A 23,757-nucleotide genomic window follows, 5' to 3' on the forward strand; every position below is an offset into this window, starting at 1 on the left:
GATTCTTTATATAATCAATATCTTTTCGCTTTGGCTTAACATTTCACAAAATAGATTTCGTACCAGACAAGGAATGTATAAATCGTCCAAATCTTTCTCCAATTATCGGAGTTCCCAGCAAGATAGTCATCAAGAATTGCATTAATCTCATCTATGTTAAAAAATTTATCTGCTATCTCACTTTGAAATTTATGTCTAATATCCTGATTATACTGGTCATCAGCCATCCATATACGAATCGGAACAATAAATCCCAACTTATTTCTGAAAGCAATATCTTTTGGCAATATTTTTGATGCAGCTGTACGAAATGCAATTTTATTTTGTTCTTCTTTTACTTTATATTCTGATGGCATCCTTGATGCAATATCAAAAATTCTTGTATCTGTAAGAGGCATTATAATTTCTAATCCAACTGCAGTACTCATTTTATCTACATTAAGATAAATATCTCCTTCTAGCCATATCTGAATGTCTACATTTGACATATTCGTAAGTACATCCAGTTCTTCAGTTTCATCATAGATTTTTTTGGTCAGTTTAATCGGAAGCACATCAGGATTGTATTTTTTAAGAATTTTTTGTTTATCTTCTTCATTCATAATGTTTGTATTACCAATATAAAATGTTTTTAAATCTTCACCATAACATTCTGCCTTATTATATATGTTATATCTTCCAAAGAACTCATCTGCACCTTCTCCAGAGTAACAAATATTTGTGTGTTCAGCTGCTGCCATGCATCCAATTGCAAAAACAATAGCAGACGCATCACCAATTGGCTGTTCCATATTGTACATTACATAAGGTACTGCCATAAAATACTCTTCAGGTGTAATTATATGTCTAGAATTTTGACGACTAAGAATATCAGCTGTCTGTTGTGCTAATTTTGATTCATCAAACAACTCTTCCTCATAACCACATGAGCTTGTTGTTTTTATATCTGATATTGCGAGTACATAAGATGAGTCAACACCTCCTGAAAGGAATAAATCCGAAGTCTCATCTTCTGATTTCATCTCTAGCATGATTTTCTGAAGTGTTGTATGAATTTCATTTGCCCATTCTTCAAGAGATTTGCTATAGTCAGGGTGAAACTCAGGCTTCCAATAACGTTCGATACGCACTGCTCCCATCTGCCATATGAGATAATGTCCTGGCATAAGTTTCTTCAATTTATTGAAGAATGTATCTTCGCCTGCTACATATGTAAAAGACAAGTATATTTGCAACATTTCTTCATTTAACTCTTTCACAAATCCTGGCTGATTCATAATCTTACGAATAGATGAACCATAAAGAAGTTCTCCATTTTCCATCTCATAATAATAAAAAGGTTTTGTCCCAAACTGGTCTCTTAGGCAGAAGAGTTTCCTTTCGAGATTATCCCATAATGCAAAGGCAAACATGCCATGCATGTGATTTGCCATATCATATCCCCAAGTCTCATATGCTTTTACTAAAATTGCTCGTTCACGCTCTTCTCTGGATAATGAAGAATCGATTTCAAGTTCTTCACAGAGCACTTTCCAGTTTCTGATATGCCCACTATATTCCAGGACTTTTATCATATGTGTGTTTTTATGTATTAAATATTTTTCTTCTAAATTTATCATATGTATATCCTTTCGTATTAAAAATTTCTCTTCTGAATTTATTGGGTATTTTTAAATATATTTATGTGATTATTTTAATAAAATACTAGTTGTTCAGCAGTTATTTAATATGTCCTTTCTTAAGTAAACAATATAATTATTAACTATTATCAGTGTCATAACATTGAGTTTTTTTATTCTTCATAAATACTGTCCTCCCTTATGTTAATCAGTTAAATATAATATATCTTAATTTACTTACAGACTATTTAAGAAAGTCTTAAGATTTTATGAAATTTTATGTAATATAGTCAATTGAAAGTAAAATTATAGTTATAATATATTTTTTTCTATTAAGTAATAAAGCACAGTTCATAATCGAACAAATTTGTTCCAAATTTTAAAATAAGTAGTAAAAAATAATACATAGAAATTAAAAAAAGGAGTTGAACTCAAATTTTGATTAAAAAAATCAATTTTGAGACAATTCCTTTCTTAAAATTTAATTAATATCTAAACAGTCAATTATATTCATTTTTTTAACTTTTCTTAATGGAATAAGTGTAGCTATTATACATGCAAGTATAGAAACAAGTGTAGCTTGTGAAATTGAAAGAACAGGGACATTAGTAAAATCAAGTCTTTCTATAGTTGCCATGTTTATGATAATAGCACTGGCATATCCAGCAATAGAACCAAATATAGCAGCGAAAATTCCATAGTATGCACCTTCCCATAAGAACATCTTATATAGACTGCTATTACTCATACCAATAGCTCTTTTAACTCCAATTTCATTAATTCTAGTATTGATATTTGTATTAGTAGTGTTAATTATATTTAAAGTACCAATTAAGCCCACAAATAGGATTACTGCCCATGCTAGAAATTCTATTTGTTTAAAACTCTCTTTAAGTTGTTTGTCTGATTCAATATATGATATCCAATGAGAACCTGGATTGTTTTTGCAAATCTGCTCTATAGATAATTTTATTTGTTCTAAGTCTGATTTATCTTTAGCATAAATGTTTATTTGATTAAACTTGTCCTTATTTGTCAAAGTATCATAAACAGAGTCATGTACAATAACATCAACACCATTTAACCAACCATTACCTTGTAAAATAAACATTTTATCTATTGTATTATATATTTCTAGTTGTTTTTTATTTATTATAATATTATCTTTTGGTTTTAGATTTGTATACTTAGTTTTTACACCTGGTGTAGAAATAGAAATTGGATTTTTTATAAAGCAAATAGAACCATTTTTAAAAGCTTCTAATGTAGAATCTGTAATAGAAGGAATAGAATCTTTTAAGGTCTGCTCATCAATACCAATGATTTTTAACATTTCACCACTATTTTTAAAATGTATATTTGTATCTATTTCTTCCTGCTTGTATTCTGAGTATTTTATAAAAGAGGTACGATTGACATCTTTCATGTTATTTATTTTATGTAGAGTGGATTTATCAAAACCAGTTATTTCGCTTGTTAAGGAGAAATCTCCTTCTTTTAAATTACTTACTGATTTAGATACATCTAATACATTAGAAAACTCACTCAGTGCAACGAATACTGTTATACTCATAAATAAAGAGAGTATAGTTATTATAGTTCTTCCCTTGTTTCTTTTTAAGTTTAACCATGCAAGATGTCTTTCAAAGTTTTTTATTGTTTTTTCTTTTCTAATCTTTCTTTTGATTTTAGTAGTATTACCAGACATAGCAGTTTTTGGAGAGACATGTGAAGCATATATTGCTGATGGTAATGCTGAAATAAATGAAAAAATTAATGACATACCAGCACTTAATAATAATGGAAATAGATAAGCAGTTGAATTCTTATGTATAAGCTCGGTTATTTCTTTATTATTATTGGATAGAAGTATATCTGGATTTAAGATATTAGTTACCATTCCAGTTATTCCTTCAGAGGATATAATTCCAATTATAGCTCCAATAGGTATGGCAATAGTACATAAAATTAAAATTTGCAAAATAATAATCTTATAGAGTTGATTTGGTTCAGCTCCTATGCCTCTTAGACATCCATATTCCTTAATTTTCTTTGTAACAGATATTTTTAAAATATTGTAAATTACAAGTCCTGAAGCCAATAAAACCAATAAAGCAACGAATAAAGATACCAATATAATAATAGAGATACTATCACCATCAGAATTATCTTTTTCAAACTGTATCCCAAGTGCGTTTAAATAAACCCAATTGTACTGAATTGAATCGTGGGGAATACCTATATCTTTAGCTAATTGGTTTACTATTTCTTGAAACTTATCTTGTTGTTTTATTTTAAAATCCAATGAAGATAAGGTATATCTTTTAGGAAGAAAATTTTCTGATGTACCTTTACCTACAATACCATTTACTGTACCACTTGCATATCCAGTATAATCATCTTCTAAAATACCACTCAATTTAAAGTTAGCTGTGTAATTATATGCTGGTATAGTGTCTTTTAAAAGTGAAATATCCAAATTCATAGGTATTGTCATACCTAATTTTGGTTTTATACCCATAAGTTTTAGAGTATTTTCATCTAGGGCTATTTCATTCTCATTTTTAGGAAGATTTCCAGATTTTAATTTCATTAACTTTGGATAGTTGGAAAGACCTATTTTATCATACTCTTTTACAAGTACAGAGATGCCAGAATTTTTTATTTTACTAGTACCAAGGGCTACTGAAGTACCTGCTTGATAAATTCTATTATCCTTCTTTATTTTATCAACTTGATTTTTAGTAAGTTGGTGAAAGGATACATGTCTATCACCATTAAAAGAACGAGCTTGTTCAATTCTTAAATTTTGAAGTATAGCAATTGACTGCCCAATCACAGTCGTCATAATGGTTGATAGTACTATTGCTATAATAATAAGTATAGTCATAAGTTTTTGGTTTTTTAATTCTTTTATTGAAAGTGAAAGGTAACTCTTCATTATTATTCCACCTCCATAAGCACACCATCAATAATTGAAAGTCTTCTATCAGCAAGCTTTGCAATTCTATCATCATGAGTGATTACAACTAAAGTTTTACCAAACTGTTTTGAAGTTTTGATAAGAAGATTCATAACTTCACTACCACTTTTACTATCCAAGTTTCCTGTAGGTTCATCAGCAAATATTATATTTGGCTTTGCAATAAGTGCTCTAGCAATTGCAACTCTTTGTTGTTGACCTCCTGAAAGTTCATGCGGAAGATGATGGAGTCTATCTGTGATTCCAAGTAATGATGAGATTTCACTTAAGTATTTTTTATCAGGTTGTTTCTTATCTAGAAGTACAGGCATTGAAATATTTTCTGATGCAGTAAGAACAGGTAAAAGATTAAATTGTTGAAAAACGAATCCAAAGGATTTTCTTCTAAGAGTAGATAATTCTTTTTCACTATATTTATATATATCTTTATCATCAAGCAATACCTGTCCAGAGGTAGGATTATCTAAACCACTTAAAATATGTAAAAGCGTACTTTTTCCACTTCCAGAAGGTCCAATTATAGAAACGAATTCACCTGAGTTTATTTCTAAATTGACACTATTAAGTGCAATAACTTTATTGCTATCAGAACCATATATCTTTGATAATTGCTTTGCTTTTATAATCATAAAAAACACTCTCCTTTTCTATATAAGAAGAGTGTAAGTTTTAAAACTCAATTTTTTCTCAACTTTCTAAATTTATTTAAGAGTTTATTTCAAAAGGACATCCTCTATAAATTCTAATTAACAAAATTTATAGAAGAGAAGTAATAATCTTATAAAATTGCTTTAATTTTTTGTTGAGAATTTAGCTGTAATTTTAGCACTATTGGCTGAGTTATTTTCAACGTAAATAGAGCCACCATGTTTTTCACATAATATTTTAGATATATAAAGACCCATACCAAAGTGCATGTTGTTGTTATTTGAAGTCTTATCTCTATAGAAAGGTTTTAAGGCTGATTTTAGAGATTCTTCACTAAATCCTATACCATCATCTTCAATTATAAATGTAAGGAGCTCTTGTTCAAAATATATAAGTATGGATATATTATTTTTCGCATATCTAAAAGCATTTGATATTATATTTTCAATAACTCTAAGAATAATATTTTCATCAAACAATAGATTTATATTATTTATTTTGCTTGTAAGTGTAAAAGATTTTTTCTCTTGTTCAGCAATAATAGATAGATTTCTATCTAAGTTTTTTATAAACTTGTCTATACTTGATAAAGCTTTTGAAACTACTAAATCTTCTAATCGTTGAGAACTACTCATATTTTCCACATAACATTCGATTCTATTGATATGTTCAGACATAAGTTGTGTAGTTGATAAAATCTTTTCGTCAGTAAGTTTTCTTGTTGGTATGTATTTTGTTAAATAATTTGAGTAACCTTTTAGAACTGTTAGAGGATTTCTTAAATCATGAGAAAAAGCAGTATTAAGCTGTTTTCTATCATTAATCATAGTCCACATATTTATATTGTTTTTCTTTAGTTCTGACCTCATTTTATCAAAAGCATTGCATAGATTACCTAATTCATCCTTACTCTTGTATTCTAAGCAAAAGTCTAAGTTATTATTGGATATTTCCATTGCACCTTTATTGAGTATTTCAATAGGTGTTTTCAATTTTATCTTATAAAAAATTATATCAGCCAATAATAAAAAACCTATAAAAAATACAAATGGAAGCACAAACTGAAGTGTGCTAATTATATTAAGTAATGTTTTATCATAATCACTGAACTGGTTAATATTATTCTGTATTATGGTTATAGTTCCTGTATGTAGAGGTGTTCCCAAATATTTATCTTGTATAGACTTATATATATTATTAAGTAAAATGTATGATAGAGCTGTAAGTATTGATGCTATAATTAGAGAAGATAAAGTAAGAACAAAGAAAGATTTTTTTAGTGACATGTTATTTATTTTATCCATTTGTAACCAACTCCCCATACTGTTTCTATGTAATTTTCAAGAGTATATTTTGATAATTTGATTCGTATCTTTCTAATATGCTCCATTATAACATCACTATTACCATTACTATTATATCCCCAGATTCTATCATAAATTCTTTCTCTATCAAATGCTTGACCAGGATTCATGGAGAGAAGCTCTACTATATCAAATTCTTTCTTCGAAAGTGATATATGATTATTATCTATAGAAATCGACCTTTTTTCATAATCTATTACCAAATTATTATAAAATTTAATTTTGGTTTGTTTTGACTTTCTTTGTTCGCGTCTTAAGTGAGCAGATACTCTAGCTTCAAGTTCGTCTAAGTCGAACGGTTTTACAATGTAATCATCAGCACCAGCACGAAAACCATTTATCTTATCAGTATTTTCAATCTTAGCAGTAAGAAACAGAATAGGGCATGATACATAATCTCTAACTCTGTTACAGACCTCAATTCCATCTATTTCAGGCATGTTTATATCAAGTAAAATAATATCTGGCTTTATAGACATTTTTTCTAATGCGTCTTTTCCACTTTGAGCAGTGTAAACCTCATAATCATTAATTTCAAAGTAATCTTTTAAGAGTGTTATTATGCCCTCCTCATCATCCACAACAAGTATTTTATTTTTCATAAAAATTCTCCTTTCTTAATACAAGTATTTTAAGTATGTTTATCTTAGTATAAAAATCTCAATAAATTCTCAAATCTTTAGGTATATGTTAGAACTTAATCATTAAAGTTAGTATATTTTGATATATTAAATAAATCAAGCATATGATTGTTGGGAATTCTAAATGAAAGATAGATGTATAGAAAGGAAAAGATTTAACTAAATAAGCAGATTAATTAAAAATCAGATAAATTATAAAAATGAATTAATATACATTAATTAGTTGATATATCAATTATTATTGCTTTTTATATTTGATTAAAATATAATTGATATACCAACTAATTTTATTTTATGTAGTTATGATAAATAAGAGAAATAATAAAGCCAAATAAACTAAAAAGAGCAAGTGTCCACAAAAAATAATCTTTATTTAGGTACTATAATAACAACCAATAAAGTATTATAACATGATATTAGATATAAGTTTTTGATAATTTAAATAGAAGAATCTCATTAGAATAGATATGTTAAGTAAAAAAGTAATTTATTTTTCAAAGAGATTTTAGGAGGAGAAGTTATGAAAGATAAGGTTATTTACTATTTTACATCAACAGGAAATAGCTTGAGTGCAGCAGAAATTATATCAAACAAAATTGATGCAGAAATAGTTAGAATATGTGATGATACTGATTTAGATTGTAACAGTGATACAATAGGGTTTGTATTTCCATTATTTTTTTGGGGATTACCCAATCTTGTTTCTAAATTTATATCAAATTTAAACATTAAAAGCAATAATCCATATATTTTTGCTGTAGTAACTTGTGGAGGGTTTATAAGTGGAGGTTCACTTCCTGATGTCGATGTTTTATTGAGAGAGAAGGGGTACGAATTAAACTTAGGTTCAAGTATACAAATGGTTTCTAATTATATTTGTGAGTACAATATAAAAGAAGATAAAAAAATTAGCAATTTACTTAGTAAAGCAGAACTTAAAGTTAATAAAGTGTCAGAGGATATTTTAAATAAGAAAAGTAATAAAATTGGTAAAACCAATTTTATATATAAAAAGTTGTATCAAAAATATATTTCATCTTGTACAAACCAAGATAGTTATTTTTCTGTTGAAGATACTTGTGTAGAATGTGGTATTTGTTCGAAAGTATGCCCTGTAAATAATATTGATATTGAAGAGGGAAGACCAAGATTTTTACATAATTGTGAACATTGTCTAGCATGTGTGCATTGGTGTCCTAAGCAAGCAATTCAATGGAAAGATGTAACTAAAAATAGGAAAAGATATCATAATCCGAATGTAAAGCTGGAAGATATGATGAAAGAGAATATTAAGGATATTTGATTAAAAAATAGCTATGCGCACTCATGATTCTAGCCGTGAGTTAGTAGCTAAAGTAGTCAGCATGCAAAAAAACCTATAAGGTAAATGAAAATATTTATATTTATTAGCGGATAACTTAGTAATCAAGAGAGAAGTTACATACTATAAAAATGGTGTAGTGATATTTTCTAGTGTGTAACCTCTCTAATAAATTATTTTTCAGTATTTTTAAACCATTCTATTGTAGCTTTTTCCATATCTTTAGGAAGTATGTTATTATATACTTGATTATATAACCATGATAAGGTCTTATTATTCAAGTACTTTTTCATTTCATTCTCTGCTTCTAGCATTACTACTTTTATTAAACAAGGACACTTAGTATGTGTATCTGGTAAATTTTCTTTATCTAATAATATGTTATTTTGTCTAATTTCTGCACATTGGAAGAATGATTCTTTTCCTTCTACTGCTTCAATAACATCCCAAAATGTTATATCTTTTGCATTGCGAGCTAATGCATACCCACCCTTAACTCCTGGAACAGATTTAACGATTCCTGATTTACTTAATTTGGCATATATTTTTGATAGATAAGTCTCTGATATTCCTTGAAATGTTGCCAAATCTCTAATTCCAACAGATTTACCTTCTTCTAAATTTACCATATATAATAAACAATGTAGTGCATATTCTACTCCTATTGAAAACTTCATTACAACAAAACTCCTTCTCTAAAATAATATCTTTAATGATACATTATTATTAATTATCATTCAACCCATTACCTTAATATCGAATTTTATAAAATAATATAATTTTTATCATTGACATAGTATAAAAACTATTATATTATAATTAAAGACAATATTTATCGACGATAATAAATATCTTTGATATATCTTTTAAATATTTATCAATTTAAAAATTATTTTTAATATACAGGAGGAAATATAAAATGTTTACAGAAAAATTTTTTGAAGTATTAAATAATGAAGGTGTAGTTTCCATAGTAACTTATAACAATAGCGAGGCTCATGTATCTAACACTTGGAATAGTTATATAGTTCTTGCTGACGAAAATAAAATTTTAATTCCAGCAGCTGCTATGATTAAAACAGAAGAAAATATCAATATCAACTCTAAAGTTAAATTAACTATTGGTAGTCATGAAGTAATGGGATATAGATACATGGGGACAGGATTTTTACTTGAAGGAAAAGCTAGATTCTTAAAAGAAGGAAGTAATTTTAAAATGATGGCAGATAAATTCCCTTTTTTAACAAGAGTATTAGAAATTACAGTTGAGTCTTGTAAACAAACTTTATAAAATATATTTTGAACTTAAGGAGAGAATTATGCCGAGAAGAATTAATCAATCTAATTGCATAGGTTGTGGCTCTTGCGAGAGAGTATGTAAGGTTGGATGTATAACAAAATTGGAAGAAAAAAGAATAATCAACGAATCTGTATGTGTTGACTGTGGAGCTTGTCAACTTATATGCCCTAAAAAATGTATATCTCCAAATCAATAGAAATTTCATAAAGTAAATAGAGTTAACAATAAAATGATTTATTTGCTAAGGCAAAACTATTAAATATGGTGAGAATGGTAGCATTTGTTAGAGTACAATCAGAGGGAGCTATTGCAGAGCAGATTTAATTTGTTCTTGCAATAGCTTTATCTCTTATTTTTATTATTTTAAAGTGTTAAGTTCATATAAGTCTGTTCTTCTATGTTTAAGCAATGGTAATTGTTGTCTTATGTCAGGAATTAAATCTCTATCAATATCAGCATAAATAATACATTCCTTTTCGTCAGCCTGAGCAATGATTTTTCCCCAAGGGTCTGAAATTCTTGAATTACCAAAAGCTATGTAGGAAGCATTTTTATTTCTAGCAGGTGCAGCACCAACATAGAATATCTGATTATCTAAAGCACGCATTCTTATAGATAACTCCCAATGAGCAGGACCAGTAGTCATATTAAATGCGGCAGGTAAGATAACGATTTCAGCACCTTTAAGTGCCATTAAACGTGATAATTCAGGGAATCGGATATCATAACAAATAGCTATACCAACTTTTCCATATTCAGTATCTATTACAGTAACATCATTTCCTGCAGTAAGAGTATCTGATTCTTTAAAGCTAACCTTTCCTGTAACTTCAATATCAAACAAGTGCATTTTACGATGTTTTCCAATTAGAGTTCCACTTTTATCAAATACATAGCAAGTATTATAGATTTTTCCATCTTCTAATTCAGGTATACTACCAGAGACTAGATAAATTTCATGTTTTTCAGCTAATTTACTCAATATCGTTGTTGTTTCACCTGGATATTCTTCAGCAAATTTAGGAAAATATTTATTTTCATATGGACAGTTAAACATTTCTGGCAAAATCACAATTTTAGCTCCATTGATGGCAGCTTCTGTTACCATTTCTACAGCATGATTGATATTTTCAATTTTATTTTCTGTAGTCATCATCTGACATACTGCAATTTTATAGGAATTCATAGAAATTACTCCTTTCAATATTTTTATGTTATTATAACATATTAAATAAAAATTAGATATTCTTAGATTCTTACAAAGGGGTATAGATAGAGTAAATAAGTATATTTAAAGAAATACATAGATAGTATTATAATTATGAGATATATCCATATATTGACTTTTTTTAGATATGTTGATAGTATTATATAAATACAATAGAATAATCAATAGAGTTTTATAGGGTTCCGCAATTATTAATGATTGGTCTGGTCCGAGATAAAACCCACAGCATAGTTTTGTTGTGAACACGGAAGGATAAAAACCTGGGAGATATTTTAAAATATTTCTCAGGTTATTTTATTGGTAAAAAAAGAGATATTTGAAAAGAGGGATGATTTTATGAAATGGTTATTTTTATTTATTGCAGGTTTGTTTGAAGTTTTTTGGGCTTTTCAACTAAAAAATTCGCATGGATTTTCTAAATTAACTCCAAGCATACTTACTATTGTTGGGATGATTGTAAGTTTTTATTTTTTATCATTAGCACTTAAACATCTTCCACTTGGAACTTCATATGCTATATGGACTGGGATTGGTACAGTTGGTACAGCTATTGTAGGGATTGCTATATTAAATGAACCTATCAGTATAGCTAGAATTGCATGTATAGGTCTTATTGTTGTGGGGATTGTAGGCTTAAAGTTGTTGTCTACTAATTAGAATAAATTAATTTAAATAAGCTATGAAAGTAAAGATTCTCTAAATGTTTTAAGATAATTACATTTAACAAGTCTTTACTTCATAGCTTTTCTTTTTTATAAGTTTATTATATTTGAAAATTATATGTATATACTATGTATTATTTTGCTAATAAAAGAGCAGTTAAATCCATAGGGTCAACTATTACACCATCTTTATAAACACGCATATTTCCAGATGCTATTTCATCTATTAATATTACTTCATCATTGTAGAATCCAAATTCAAATTTGATATCATAAAGTTCAAGTCCTTTTTCAGCTATAGTATCACGAACTATATTAGAAATTTTTTGAGTCATACTTTTCATTGAATCAAATTGAGCTTGAGTCATAATATTTAAAGCTTCTAAACCTTCAGATGTTATAAGTGGGTCACAACGGTCATCATCTTTTAAAGTTGCTTCTACATAACAATCTAGTTTAGCTCCTTCTTCAACACATGAACCATAACGACGTAAGAAACTACCAACAGCTCTATAACGACAAATAACCTCTAATCCATTCCCAAAAACTTTTGCTGGTAGAACTTCCATAGATGCTTCTTCTAAATTAGCACCTACATAATGAGTTTTAATTCCAGCATTGTTTAGAATTTCGAAGAATTTAACAGATGTTTCTAAATTAGCTCTACCAATTCCATCTATACTTAGGCCTACACTATTTTCACCTGGATCAAATACGCCATCTTTACCAGTTACATCGTCCTTAAATTTTAATAAGTAATTTCCATTATCTAGTTCAAAAACATCTTTAGTTTTTCCTTGATACACTTTTTTCATAAACAACCTCCAAAAAGTTAAATTATTATATTGAATAAGGCATTAGTGTCAAAAAAGTTCTGATATTCGCATGAAGATTTATGTTGATACCTTATATTTAATATTATATCACAAATAGAAGGAAAATTTCCGAACATTTTTGTAAAAATAATAAAAAAAGTACATTTTATAGATTTCATGATATAAGACCTAGTATAGAAAGTAAGTGTCATTTATATTGACACACATAAGCTTTCATATGAAAAAGAATTGACACACTTTGACACACATTTAATGATAATCTAGTAAATCGCATGAAAACAGTATTTACATATATTGGCATGAGAATTGCTTTATATATTTAACATATAGAATATGAATTTATATTTAAATAAAATAAATAATAGGGGTGAATGGTAGTGAAGTCAGTTAGATTCTATGGTATAAGAGACACAAGAGTGGAGGATGTAGAGGCACCAAAAATATTAGAAAATGATGATGTAATAGTTAAGGTAAAAGTGGCTGGCATATGTGGTTCTGATATATCAAAGTATTCAAAGACAGGTCCACATATGGTAGGAGAAATTTTAGGTCATGAATTCTCTGGAGAAGTAGCACAAATTGGTTCAGAAGTAAAAAATTTTAAAATAGGGGATAGAGTTGCTGTTTGTCCAGCTATGCCATGCTTTGAATGTGATGAATGTAAAAAAGGATTATATTCAAGATGCAATAATGTATCAATAATAGGAAATAAAGAACTTGGAGGATGTTTTGCTGAGTATACGAAGTTAAAAGAAAGAAATTTAATAAAAATACCAAATGAAATAAGTTATGAGACAGCTGCTGCATTGGAACCAGTATGTATAGCAGGACATGGCCTTTTTAGGTCAGAGACTAAAGTTGGAGATACTGTTGTAGTACTTGGAACAGGACCAATAGGATTGTTTTCAATACAATGGGCAAAGATATTTGGTTCTACAAAAATAATAGCTGTGGACGTATTTGATGAGAAATTAGAACTGGCAAAAGAGTTAGGAGCGGATATCTGTATAAATGCAAAAGATAAGAATCTTATAGAGGAAGTAAAAAATTTAACGAATGAGACTGGTGCAGATGTTGTTATCGAATCAGCAGGAACTCCAATGACATGTGGTCAAGTGTTGTTGTTAGCCAAAAAGGGAGGGACAGTGTTGTATGCAGGTGTACCATATGGAGATGTAGCTTTGACTAGAGAACAATTTGAGAAGATAGTACGAAGTGAATTGACTGTAAAAGGAACTTGGTTTGGAAATTCATTCCCATTTCCAGGAAAAGAATGGAGTGCTGGGTTATATCACATGAAGAAAGGGGATATGAATGTTGAAAAATTAGTAACACATAGAATAAACTTGGATGAAGTACCATCTTATTTTGAAAAAATATACAAAAGAGATATTTTCTTTGGTAAGATAATGGTTAATGTGGCTAATTAGATTAGAGTATTAAAATAGCAATTTATAATCTATATAAAAAAGTTTAGTTAAGAAAGGTATGATTCATATGGCAGGAATAGTTATAGCTGCACATGGAAATATGGCTAAAGCAATGTTAGAAAGTGCTGAATTAATAGTAGGGAAACAGGAAAAGGTGGAAACTTTAGGATTAAACCATGGTGACAGTATAGATGAGTTTAGTAAAAAATTAGAAAATAGAATTGAAAAATATAAGGATGAAGGTGTTTTATTATTGCTTGATTTTTATGGTGGAACTCCATTTAATACATCTGCTATTGTAATAAATAAATTTGCTAAAGTATGTGAATTGGAATGTTTAACAGGTGTAAATTTACCTATGCTTTTAGAATTGTTTTTAAACAGAGAAAATATGAAGCTAAAAGAGTTGAAAAATTTATGTGAAGAAGTTGGGATATCAGGGATTAAAGATGTGAAAGCAGTTTTAAATATATAAAATAAAAATCTGGAGGAATTATTATGAGTAATATAGCATTAACAAGAATTGATGATAGATTAATACATGGTCAGGTTATTACTGCTTGGTGTAAGATTACATCAGCAAAAAGGATAGTAATAGTAGATGATTTAGTTGTAAAAGACCCATTCATAGTTCAAGTTTTACAAATGGCAGCACCATCAACTGTTAAGGTTGAGGTACATGACGTGGAATCAGGTGCTGAGGTATTAAAATCATATAATGGGGATGAAAATTTAATAGTTTTAGTTAAATATCCCAAAACTGTTTTGGGTCTAGTGAATAATGGAGTAGATTTAAAAGAGTTAAATGTTGGAGGTATGGGAGCTGGACTTGGAAGAAGAAGCTTTTATAAAAATATATCTGTGTCAGATGAAGAAAAAGAAATATTTAAAGAACTAATATCAAAGAATATTAGATGTTTTATACAAATAGTACCAGATGCAAAAAAAATCGATGTAGGAACGTTATTATAAAAAATACTATCTTGTGAATCTTTAGAAGTAAATAAGGAGGAAGTCTATGCAAATTTCATTAATTCAAGCAGTATTAATAGCAATTTTTTATTATCTTTCTTGGAGTCCATGGTTGACCTATGTTGGATTTTTTACATGGAATAGACCTTTGTTAGCTGGATTTGTAACAGGAATTATATTAGGGGACCCTGTTCAAGGTGCAATTATAGGAGCAGGTATAAATATGATATACTTAGGATTTATATCAGCAGGGGGGGCTCAAATGGGGGACCCAGCTTTTGCAGGATATGTGGGGACTGCTTTAGCTATAGCATCTAAACTAGATGTAAGTACTGCAATGGCAATAGCAGTTCCATTAGGTACTGTCGCAACTGTACTTTGGATTGGAAAGATGACAGTAAACTCTTTTTTTGCACATTGGGCTGATAAGGAAGTTCAAAAGGGGAATGTTGACAAAGTAGCATTTATAAACATAGTCCCTCCGCAAATACTATTATTTGCAATGAGTTTTATACCTGCATTATTAGTTGTTTATTTTGGACCAAATGCCATAGATGGGATGTTGGAAGTAATGAATGAGAATGTACTTCATGTATTTAATGTGATTGGAGCTATGTTACCAGCACTTGGAATTGCTATGAACTTAAAATTGATTGGAAATAAATTTACTATGCCTTTTTTCATATTAGGAATATTGATGGCTGTTTATTTTAAAGTAGATATAATAGTAATATCTGTTATTGGGGTAATACTTGCTCTTACAATTACTTCAATCAAGTACGGAAAAGATAGTGCTACATCTTAAATATATGAGAGGGGGAAAATATTATGTCAGATGTAAAAAGTGAAGTGACTAAGAAAACGTTAAGCAAGAAAGATGTAATAAAATCATGGTTAAGATGGTTTTTCTTTGCACAGTCTAATTATAATTATGAAAGATTACAATCAACAGCATTTTCACATTCAATATTACCAGTACTTAAAAAACTATATCCAGATAAAGAAGAGTTAAAACAAGAAGTTGAAACTCATTTGGCGTTTTTTAATACAGAGCCTATATGTGGATGTGTTATACATGGAATAACAATAGCAATGGAAGAAGAAAAGGCTAATGGTGCAGATGAGATAAGTGGAGATGGTATGAATGCAATAAAAACAGGCTTGATGGGTCCATTAGCAGGTATTGGTGATACTTTAACTCAAGGAGTAATAACACCAATAGTACTAGCTGTTTGTATTGGTTTAACTGAGGGTGGAGCATCAATTGCAGGACCTATATTATTTGTAATAGCTCAATATGTAATAATGACTTCAATTTCTTATGGAATGTGGACAAATGGATATAAGTACGGCAAAAAAGCTGTTGAAAGTATACTTCAAGGTGGAATAGTCAATAAGGTTATAGAAGGTGCTTCTATACTAGGTACTTTAGTTATGGGAGGGCTTGTAGGTAGATTTATTAATTTATCTACACCGATAAGTTATACTAGTGGAGATTTTAAGTTTAGCCTTCAAACGGATTTACTTGATAAGATATTTCCAGGATTAATTCCTTTAGTACTTACATTATTAGTACTTTTTGCCTTAAAGAAAGGTCTTTCTCCAATAAAAATAATGTTTATATTAATAGTAGTGGGAGCTATTACGGGTATTGTGGGATTATTTTAAATAAATGTATATGCTGTATGTGTCAAAGAGGATTATAGATAGATTGATTAAACTTATAATATAGTAGTAAAAAGTATAGTAATTAGGATAAATTAAATTTATAATAGATTAATTTTTAAGGTTATACAAGTTATGTGGAGTATCATAATCTTTTAAAAAGTATCTCAGAAAGATTTTTAATCTTTCTGAGATACTTTTTTTATTTGTATATGAAGTTTTAAGTTGATTCAAAAAGATGGCAATTATAGTAATTAATATATTATAAATAATTGTAAACTTCTTGTAACATATATTTTATATAATTGAAGCAATGGATATAATATGAAATATAATAATAAATTTTAGGGATGTGGATAGATGAATATATTAATTGCTGATGATGAAATTAGTATGCTTAAGATACTTTGTGCATATTTTAAAAAAGAAAACTTCAATGTATTTACTGCAAAAAATGGGGAAGAAGCTTTAGATGTTTTTTATGAGAATAGGATAGATTTAGCGATATTAGACTGGATGATGCCAGTAATTGATGGAATAGAGGTCTGCAAAGAAATAAAGGAAAATAGTAACACAAAAGTGCTTATGTTGACTGCCAAAAGTCAGAGTGAAGATGAGATAGAAGCACTTAATATAGGAGCAGATGAATACATAAAGAAACCATTTGACCCTAGAGTTTTAATAATAAGAGCTAAGAAATTAGTAAATTATAAGAATACAATTAATATTAAAGACTTAAAAATAGATTTTGGTTCAAATAAAGTTTTTAAAAGTGGCAATGAAATACTGTTGACTAAAAAGGAATTAGAATTAATGCATTGTTTAATCAATAATAAGGGGATTGTTTTATCTAGAGAAAAACTTTTAGATTTAGTGTGGGGCTTGGATTATGATGGAGATTTTAGAACAGTAGACACTCATGTAAGACGGTTAAGAGCCAAGATAGGAGAAGAGATAATAAAAACTTATAGGGGATTAGGGTATAGTCTGGAGGATTTTAATGACTAAACTAAACAAAAAATTGTCCATAAGCATATCAATAGTAGTTTTAGTTGTATATGTGATGTCGATAGCTATAAATAGTATGTTTATTCATAGATATTATTTACATGAGAAAAGAAATGTATTGGATGATATAGCAGATGAAATCAAATATAAAGACATAAACAAATTAAAATCAGATATTGATTCAATTGAAGAAAAAAATAATACAGATATTGTATATATAAAATTAGATAAAGATTACAAGGATAAAGGCAATATAGATAAAATAAATAATGATTTATTAAATGCATTTTGGAAGAAAGGTTTAAGTTTAAATAAATTTTGGATTGAAAAAGATAGCTTAAAGAACCTTGATAATAAAAGCATAAATAAAATATATAATCAGGGTAAAACCAAATATAGTTTACTTGTAAAATTTATAAAGAAAGATAATTACTTGTTTGCTATATCTATACCTATAGAACATTCTGAAGAAACTATTAGTATTGTAAATAGATTTAATATAATTATGGGAGTTTTTTCGGTAATCATAATAACTATACTTATATTTATCTTATCAAATAGAATTATAAGACCTATGGAAAAGCTAAAGCTTCTATCTAAAGATATATCTGAATTAAATTTTAGAACTGAATCTATAAAAACTAATGATGAAATCGAAGAATTAGCTTATAGCATAAACATAATGAGTGTCAAGCTTGAGAAGGCGCATAATGAATTAAATAAGAGAAATAAGAATCTAAAGTCTTTTATATCAGATGCATCTCATGAAATGAAAACTCCAATAGCACTTATAAAAGCATATGCTATAGGGATGAAAGATGGCTTAGATGATGGTACTTATACTGATACAATAATTGAGCAGGCAGAAAATATGGCTAATACAATAAATACTCTTTTATACTGGGCGAAATATGAGAAGAGAGAAGTTAATTTGCATCCAGTAGACTTAAAGGAAAGATTATATAAAAGTTTAAAAAACTATGAGCTTTTGATTAATAGAGGTAGTATAAATGTTAAATGTAGTATAGATGATAGAGGTTTTGTAATAAGCTCAGATAAAGATAGTATAGATATGATATTTAATAATTTGATTAGTAATGCGATAAAGTATACTAGCAATAATGAAATAGAGATTAATCTTTTTGAAGAGAATGAGAATGTTGTATTATCTATAAAAAATGGTATAGATTATGATATGGAAGATGATATAGAGAATATATGGAAGCCTTTTTATGTTTTAGAGAAGTCGAGAAGTAAAGAACTTTCTGGAACAGGTCTTGGCCTTACTATAGTGAGAACTATACTTGAAGAAAATAATTTTGGATACAGGGTTGAAATTTGTGATGGAATGATAGAATTTTATATTATCTTTATAAAAGTAATTTAAATTAAAATATAAATATAAAGAATAATTAAAAAAATATCATAATTATTTATTTTTCATATGGAAAAAATTGGTTTTATAAGATATAATTACAATTATAAATAATAAAATTTATTTGTAAAAAAAGTAGCACTTTTTAATTCTAAGGGCTACTTTTTTTATGCAAAATCCTCTCTTTTACTACAATTCATTAACAAAAAAATTAAATCTACGTTAAAGTCTAAATTTACTAATTTTTCAATTAATTAGAAAACTTCTTTATTTCCTTATAATAACTATAATGTAAAAAAAATAGTAAGTAAATTATATATTAATTATAAAATCATTATAGTTAGAAAACCTCTTTAAAATTAAGTATTAAGTGTCCCTTAGAATTAAGAACGGGAACAAATTTAGAAAACTTAAATGTTATTAAACGGACAAGGGGGAAAAATACAATGAAAATACCAAAGAAGATTGCTGCTATACTTACAGTTACTATGATAGCTGGAAGTTCAACAGCAGGTATAGCTAGTGCACAAACTGTAGCAACAAATTTAACAGGACAAGAAAGATATGAGACTGCTGTTAAGATAAGTCAAGATGGATGGAAAAATGCAGATGAGGTAGTAATAGTAAATGATTCATCTATAGCAGATGCCTTATCTGCAACACCATTTGCAAAGGCAAAAAATGCTCCAATACTTTTAACAGGTAAAGATAAATTAAATGATAAAACAAAAGCAGAAATACAAAGATTAAAAGCCAAAAAAGTATACTTGATAGGTGGGACTTCTGTATTAAGCACAAATATAGAAAAAGAAATGAAAGACTTGAAAATATCTTTTGAAAGAATTTCTGGAGCTGAAAGATACCAAACATCTTTAGAATTAGCTAAGAGATTAGATGCTATAAGTGATGTTAAGAAAATAGCAGTGGTTAATGGTGAAAAAGGGCTTGCAGATGCAGTAAGTGTGGGAGCACCAGCTGCACAAAATAATATGCCAGTAATACTTGCTGATTCTAAAAATGGAACAGCAGTTGCAGATAAATTTATAAAGGATGCTGGAATAACTCAATCTTATGTAGTAGGTGGAGAGAGTTCAGTTTCTGAGGCTGTTAAAAATAAACTACCAAATAGTACAAGATTAGGTGGAACAGATAGAAATGATACAAATGCAAAGGTAGTAAAAGAATTCTATAAGAATACAGATTTAAAAAATGCTTATGTAACTAAAGATGGTATGAATAAACAAGACCAACTTATAGATGCATTAGCAGTAGGTGTATTAGGTGCTAAGAACCAATCACCAGTAGTTTTAGTTGGGAAAAATTTATCAGCTTCACAAAAATCTTTAGTTAACTCTAAGAGTTTTGATAAAATAACTAAAGTTGGTGGAAACGGTAATGAGACAGCATTTAATGAAATGAAATCATTACAAGAAGTGAGTACAGTTGAAGCTAAGACAATTTCTGAGTTAAAATCAGCTATAGATAAAGCCACTGCAAATGATGTTATAAACTTTAAACCAACTAGTGATGTTAAAGAAGCATTTACAATACAAACTGATAAAGCAGTAACAGTAAACTTAAATGGTACATATACAAAGACTGTAACTATAAACATGCCTAATGGGGATGTAAATAACTATGCAAAAGTAGACGATATAGTTATAGATGATGTAAAAGATGGAACTTTCATTAACTATGGAAAAATAACTAATTTAAAGGTTAATGATAAAAATGGAGCTAAGATAGAGAATAATTCTAAGGGTGAGATTGGTAGTTTAACAGTAGCATCTGGAGCAAGTCAAGTAAAAGTGACTAATGGTGGAAAGATAACTACAGTTACAAATAATTCTAAAGGAACTACTATAGATAATAAGGGCTCAATAAGTAGTGTTAAGGGAGATAATTCTCCAACAATAAGTGGAAACAATCCAAGTTCTAACTCATCAGGAGGAAGTTCATCAAGTGGAGGTTCTTCACATGGAGGAGGTTCTTCATCAGGAGGAAGTTCATCTAATCAAACATCAGTAAATAATGAGGCAGCAAAAATAACAAGTGTAACTGCACCAGCAAAGGATGCAACTAAATTAACTATGCCATCAGTATCAAGTGGATACACAATAAAGATAAAATCATCAAGTGATGAGAATGTTATAAAAAAAGATGGAACAATAGTACCACCAAATACGGCAACATCAGTAAAATTAGTATTTACAGTAACGCATACATCAAGTGGTAAAACAGCAGATACAAAGGAAATTTCTGTAACAGTACCAGCAAAATCAACTGATGAAGAATTACAAAAAGCAGTAAATAATGAGGCAGCAAAAGTAACAAGTGTACCTGCACCAGCAAAAGATGCGACTAAATTAACTATGCCAACAGTAGCAAGTGGATATAAAATAGAAATAAAATCAGCAGGTGATGAGTCTGTAATAAAGAAAGATGGAACAATAATACCACCAGATGCAGAAGAAACAGTAAAAATAGTGTTTACAGTAACACATATATCAAGTGGGAAAACAGCAGATACAGCAGAGATAGATGTGGTAGTGCCAGCAAAATCAACAGAAGTAATAATAGGAGAAGGCTCAGTAGCAGGAGCAACAGCAGGAGATAAGGAAATAACAGGATTAACATCAGGAAAGATATACAAAGTAACCGTAGATGGAGTTGAGAAGTATACTAAAGCAGATGGAACACTGGGAGAGGAAGCAGAGAAAGCAGAATTAACAGGAACATCAATAACAGGATTAGAAAATGGAAAGACATATAAAGTAGAGGAATATGTAGCACCAGTTGCAGAGAAAGTAGTAATAGGAGAAGGTTCAGTAGCAGGAGCAACAGCAGGAGATAAAGAAATAACAGGATTAACATCAGGAAAGATATACAAAGTAACAATAGATGGAGTTGAGAAGTATACTAAAGCAGATGGAACACTGGGAGAAGAAGCAGAGAAAGCAGAATTAACAGGAACATCAATAACAGGATTAGAAAATGGAAAGACATATAAAGTAGAGGAATATGTAGCACCAGTTGCAGAGAAAGTAGTAATAGGAGAAGGTTCAGTAGCAGGAGCAACAGCAGGAGATAAAGAAATAACAGGATTAACATCAGGAAAGATATACAAAGTAACAATAGATGGAGTTGAGAAGTATACTAAAGCAGATGGAACACTGGGAGAGGAAGCAGAGAAAGCAGAATTAACAGGAACATCAATAACAGGATTAGAAAATGGAAAGACATATAAAGTAGAGGAATATGTAGCACCAGTTGCAGAGAAAGTAGTAATAGGAGAAGGTTCAGTAGCAGGAGCAACAGCAGGAGATAAAGAAATAACAGGATTAACATCAGGAAAGATATACAAAGTAACAGTAGCTGGAGTTGAGAAGTATACTAAAGCAGATGGAACACTGGGAGAAGAAGCAGAGAAAGCAGAATTAACAGGAACATCAATAACAGGATTAGAAAATGGAAAGACATATAAAGTAGAGGAATATGTAGCACCAGTTGCAGAGAAAGTAGTAATAGGAGAAGGTTCAGTAGCAGGAGCAACAGCAGGAGATAAAGAAATAACAGGATTAACATCAGGAAAGATATACAAAGTAACAGTAGCTGGAGTTGAGAAGTATACTAAAGCAGATGGAACACTGGGAGAAGAAGCAGAGAAAGCAGAATTAACAGGAACATCAATAACAGGATTAGAAAATGGAAAGACATATAAAGTAGAGGAATATGTAGCACCAGTTGCAGAGAAAGTAGTAATAGGAGAAGGTTCAGTAGCAGGAGCAACAGCAGGAGATAAAGAAATAACAGGATTAACATCAGGAAAGATATACAAAGTAACAGTAGCTGGAGTTGAGAAATATACTAAAGCAGATGGAACACTGGGAGAAGAAGCAGAGAAAGCAGAATTAACAGGAACATCAATAACAGGATTAGAAAATGGAAAGACATATAAAGTAGAGGAATATGTAGCACCAGTTGCAGAGAAAGTAGTAATAGGAGAAGGTTCAGTAGCAGGAGCAACAGCAGGAGATAAAGAAATAACAGGATTAACATCAGGAAAGATATACAAAGTAACAGTAGCTGGAGTTGAGAAATATACTAAAGCAGATGGAACACTGGGAGAGGAAGCAGAGAAAGCAGAATTAACAGGAACATCAATAACAGGATTAGAAAATGGAAAGACATATAAAGTAGAAGAAGATTCAAGTGCTATATCAACAATTGGGAGACTAATAGCCAAGTTCGTCAATTTGGTTAAATAGTTTTAATATCTCATTACTAAATTATGTATTTTTACAAATAGGTTTTTGATTATTAAATATTACTGGAAATTTTTAATTCCAGTAATATTTTTTATTGTAAAATACTAAATTAAGAAGATATATTAAGATAAAGGATATTATTGATGATACAATAAAAAATAATATAGTATTAAATAATAAAATAGGTTTAATTTAACTAGAAAAAAGTTTTTATTTTAATTAATTTTAGATAAGGCTAAAAAATTATAACCAAAACTTCACATAATTTTCATATGAATTATCTATTAAATTCACACACAAGAGTTATTATATAAACATAGAAGATAGTAAAACTAGCTTAAAAACATAATATAATACCCTATACAAAATAGTGGCAACTCTCCCTCACATCCTCAATTGTTGCCACTATTTTAATTTTTTGTATAAAATAAAAAACC

The 23,757-nt window shown here is 29.1% G+C and carries 20 protein-coding genes and 1 riboswitch; of the genes, 12 read left to right on the forward strand and 8 right to left on the reverse strand.

Annotation, left to right across the window (positions count from 1 at the left end):
* Positions 1–35: 35 nt before the first annotated feature.
* The 5 genes from ACTG47_RS02640 to ACTG47_RS02660 form a co-directional block, all read right to left on the reverse strand.
* Positions 36–1,619: an asparagine synthetase B family protein gene (locus tag ACTG47_RS02640; RefSeq protein ID WP_479925995.1), complete on the reverse strand. Its 1,584-nt coding sequence runs from the start codon at positions 1,617–1,619 to the stop codon at positions 36–38.
* A gap of 481 nt (positions 1,620–2,100) precedes the next feature.
* Positions 2,101–4,560 carry an ABC transporter permease gene (locus ACTG47_RS02645; RefSeq protein WP_479925996.1) on the reverse strand — a complete coding sequence of 820 codons (2,460 nt, stop codon included), beginning with the start codon at positions 4,558–4,560 and terminating at the stop codon, positions 2,101–2,103.
* Between the two features lie 2 nt (positions 4,561–4,562).
* Positions 4,563–5,231, reverse strand: coding sequence for an ABC transporter ATP-binding protein (locus ACTG47_RS02650; RefSeq protein WP_169468368.1), 669 nt, complete (start codon positions 5,229–5,231; stop codon positions 4,563–4,565).
* Between the two features lie 162 nt (positions 5,232–5,393).
* On the reverse strand, positions 5,394–6,554 hold the full coding sequence (locus ACTG47_RS02655) for a sensor histidine kinase (RefSeq protein WP_479925997.1): 1,161 nt from the start codon (positions 6,552–6,554) through the stop codon (positions 5,394–5,396).
* Entirely contained in the window at positions 6,542–7,216 is a 675-nt protein-coding gene (locus ACTG47_RS02660; RefSeq protein ID WP_479925998.1) for a response regulator transcription factor, read from the reverse strand. Before ACTG47_RS02660 ends, ACTG47_RS02655 begins: the two co-directional genes overlap by 13 nt.
* A gap of 559 nt (positions 7,217–7,775) precedes the next feature.
* On the opposite strand from ACTG47_RS02660, the gene ACTG47_RS02665 reads away from it, so the two are divergent.
* On the forward strand, positions 7,776–8,558 hold the full coding sequence (locus tag ACTG47_RS02665) for an EFR1 family ferrodoxin (protein WP_479925999.1): 783 nt from the start codon (positions 7,776–7,778) through the stop codon (positions 8,556–8,558).
* 191 nt (positions 8,559–8,749) lie between these two features.
* Here the strand turns inward: ACTG47_RS02665 and ACTG47_RS02670 are convergent, their stop codons facing one another.
* Positions 8,750–9,253 (reverse strand): Rrf2 family transcriptional regulator, encoded by a 504-nt coding sequence (locus ACTG47_RS02670; RefSeq protein ID WP_479926000.1) that lies wholly within the window; start codon positions 9,251–9,253, stop codon positions 8,750–8,752.
* A gap of 242 nt (positions 9,254–9,495) precedes the next feature.
* Between ACTG47_RS02670 and ACTG47_RS02675 the strand changes: the two genes are divergently transcribed.
* Together ACTG47_RS02675 and ACTG47_RS02680 are read left to right on the forward strand one after the other, a co-directional pair.
* Positions 9,496–9,867, forward strand: coding sequence for a pyridoxamine 5'-phosphate oxidase family protein (locus tag ACTG47_RS02675; protein ID WP_169468378.1), 372 nt, complete (start codon positions 9,496–9,498; stop codon positions 9,865–9,867).
* Positions 9,868–9,895: 28 nt separating this feature from the next.
* Positions 9,896–10,072: a 4Fe-4S binding protein gene (locus ACTG47_RS02680; RefSeq protein ID WP_169468380.1), complete on the forward strand. Its 177-nt coding sequence runs from the start codon at positions 9,896–9,898 to the stop codon at positions 10,070–10,072.
* Between the two features lie 162 nt (positions 10,073–10,234).
* On the opposite strand, the gene ACTG47_RS02685 is transcribed toward ACTG47_RS02680, so the two are convergent.
* Positions 10,235–11,062 carry a carbon-nitrogen hydrolase family protein gene (locus ACTG47_RS02685; RefSeq protein WP_479926001.1) on the reverse strand — a complete coding sequence of 276 codons (828 nt, stop codon included), beginning with the start codon at positions 11,060–11,062 and terminating at the stop codon, positions 10,235–10,237.
* A gap of 205 nt (positions 11,063–11,267) precedes the next feature.
* Positions 11,268–11,373: riboswitch (guanidine-I (ykkC/yxkD leader) on the forward strand.
* Between the two features lie 67 nt (positions 11,374–11,440).
* On the opposite strand from ACTG47_RS02685, the gene sugE reads away from it, so the two are divergent.
* Positions 11,441–11,761 carry a quaternary ammonium compound efflux SMR transporter SugE gene (gene sugE / locus ACTG47_RS02690; protein ID WP_479926002.1) on the forward strand — a complete coding sequence of 107 codons (321 nt, stop codon included), beginning with the start codon at positions 11,441–11,443 and terminating at the stop codon, positions 11,759–11,761.
* Between the two features lie 139 nt (positions 11,762–11,900).
* On the opposite strand, the gene ACTG47_RS02695 is transcribed toward sugE, so the two are convergent.
* On the reverse strand, positions 11,901–12,581 hold the full coding sequence (locus tag ACTG47_RS02695) for a phosphoribosylaminoimidazolesuccinocarboxamide synthase (protein ID WP_169468386.1): 681 nt from the start codon (positions 12,579–12,581) through the stop codon (positions 11,901–11,903).
* A gap of 392 nt (positions 12,582–12,973) precedes the next feature.
* Between ACTG47_RS02695 and ACTG47_RS02700 the strand changes: the two genes are divergently transcribed.
* The 8 genes from ACTG47_RS02700 to ACTG47_RS02735 all read left to right on the forward strand — a co-directional run bounded on the left by ACTG47_RS02700 (position 12,974) and on the right by ACTG47_RS02735 (position 23,320).
* Positions 12,974–14,032, forward strand: coding sequence for a galactitol-1-phosphate 5-dehydrogenase (locus tag ACTG47_RS02700; RefSeq protein ID WP_479926003.1), 1,059 nt, complete (start codon positions 12,974–12,976; stop codon positions 14,030–14,032).
* Positions 14,033–14,099: 67 nt separating this feature from the next.
* On the forward strand, positions 14,100–14,507 hold the full coding sequence (locus ACTG47_RS02705; protein WP_479926004.1) for a PTS sugar transporter subunit IIA: 408 nt from the start codon (positions 14,100–14,102) through the stop codon (positions 14,505–14,507).
* A 23-nt stretch (positions 14,508–14,530) separates the two neighbouring features.
* A complete protein-coding gene (locus tag ACTG47_RS02710; RefSeq protein WP_479926005.1) occupies positions 14,531–15,004 on the forward strand; it encodes a PTS sugar transporter subunit IIB in 474 nt (157 codons plus the stop codon).
* Positions 15,005–15,050: 46 nt separating this feature from the next.
* Positions 15,051–15,809, forward strand: a complete 759-nt coding sequence (locus ACTG47_RS02715) for a PTS sugar transporter subunit IIC (RefSeq protein WP_169468394.1) — start codon at positions 15,051–15,053, stop codon at positions 15,807–15,809.
* 23 nt (positions 15,810–15,832) lie between these two features.
* Complete coding sequence (locus tag ACTG47_RS02720; RefSeq protein WP_479926006.1) at positions 15,833–16,672, forward strand: PTS system mannose/fructose/sorbose family transporter subunit IID; 840 nt, start codon at positions 15,833–15,835, stop codon at positions 16,670–16,672.
* Between the two features lie 357 nt (positions 16,673–17,029).
* Positions 17,030–17,677, forward strand: coding sequence for a response regulator transcription factor (locus tag ACTG47_RS02725; protein ID WP_479926007.1), 648 nt, complete (start codon positions 17,030–17,032; stop codon positions 17,675–17,677).
* On the forward strand, positions 17,670–19,064 hold the full coding sequence (locus ACTG47_RS02730; RefSeq protein ID WP_479926008.1) for a HAMP domain-containing sensor histidine kinase: 1,395 nt from the start codon (positions 17,670–17,672) through the stop codon (positions 19,062–19,064). The genes ACTG47_RS02725 and ACTG47_RS02730 overlap by 8 nt, the downstream gene beginning before the upstream one ends.
* A 434-nt stretch (positions 19,065–19,498) precedes the next feature.
* The gene (locus tag ACTG47_RS02735; protein WP_479926009.1) at positions 19,499–23,320 is read left to right on the forward strand and encodes a cell wall-binding repeat-containing protein; all 3,822 of its coding nucleotides are present in this window, start codon (positions 19,499–19,501) and stop codon (positions 23,318–23,320) included.
* Positions 23,321–23,757: the final 437 nt, after the last annotated feature.

The organism is Clostridioides sp. LIBA-6622 (assembly GCF_056716095.1).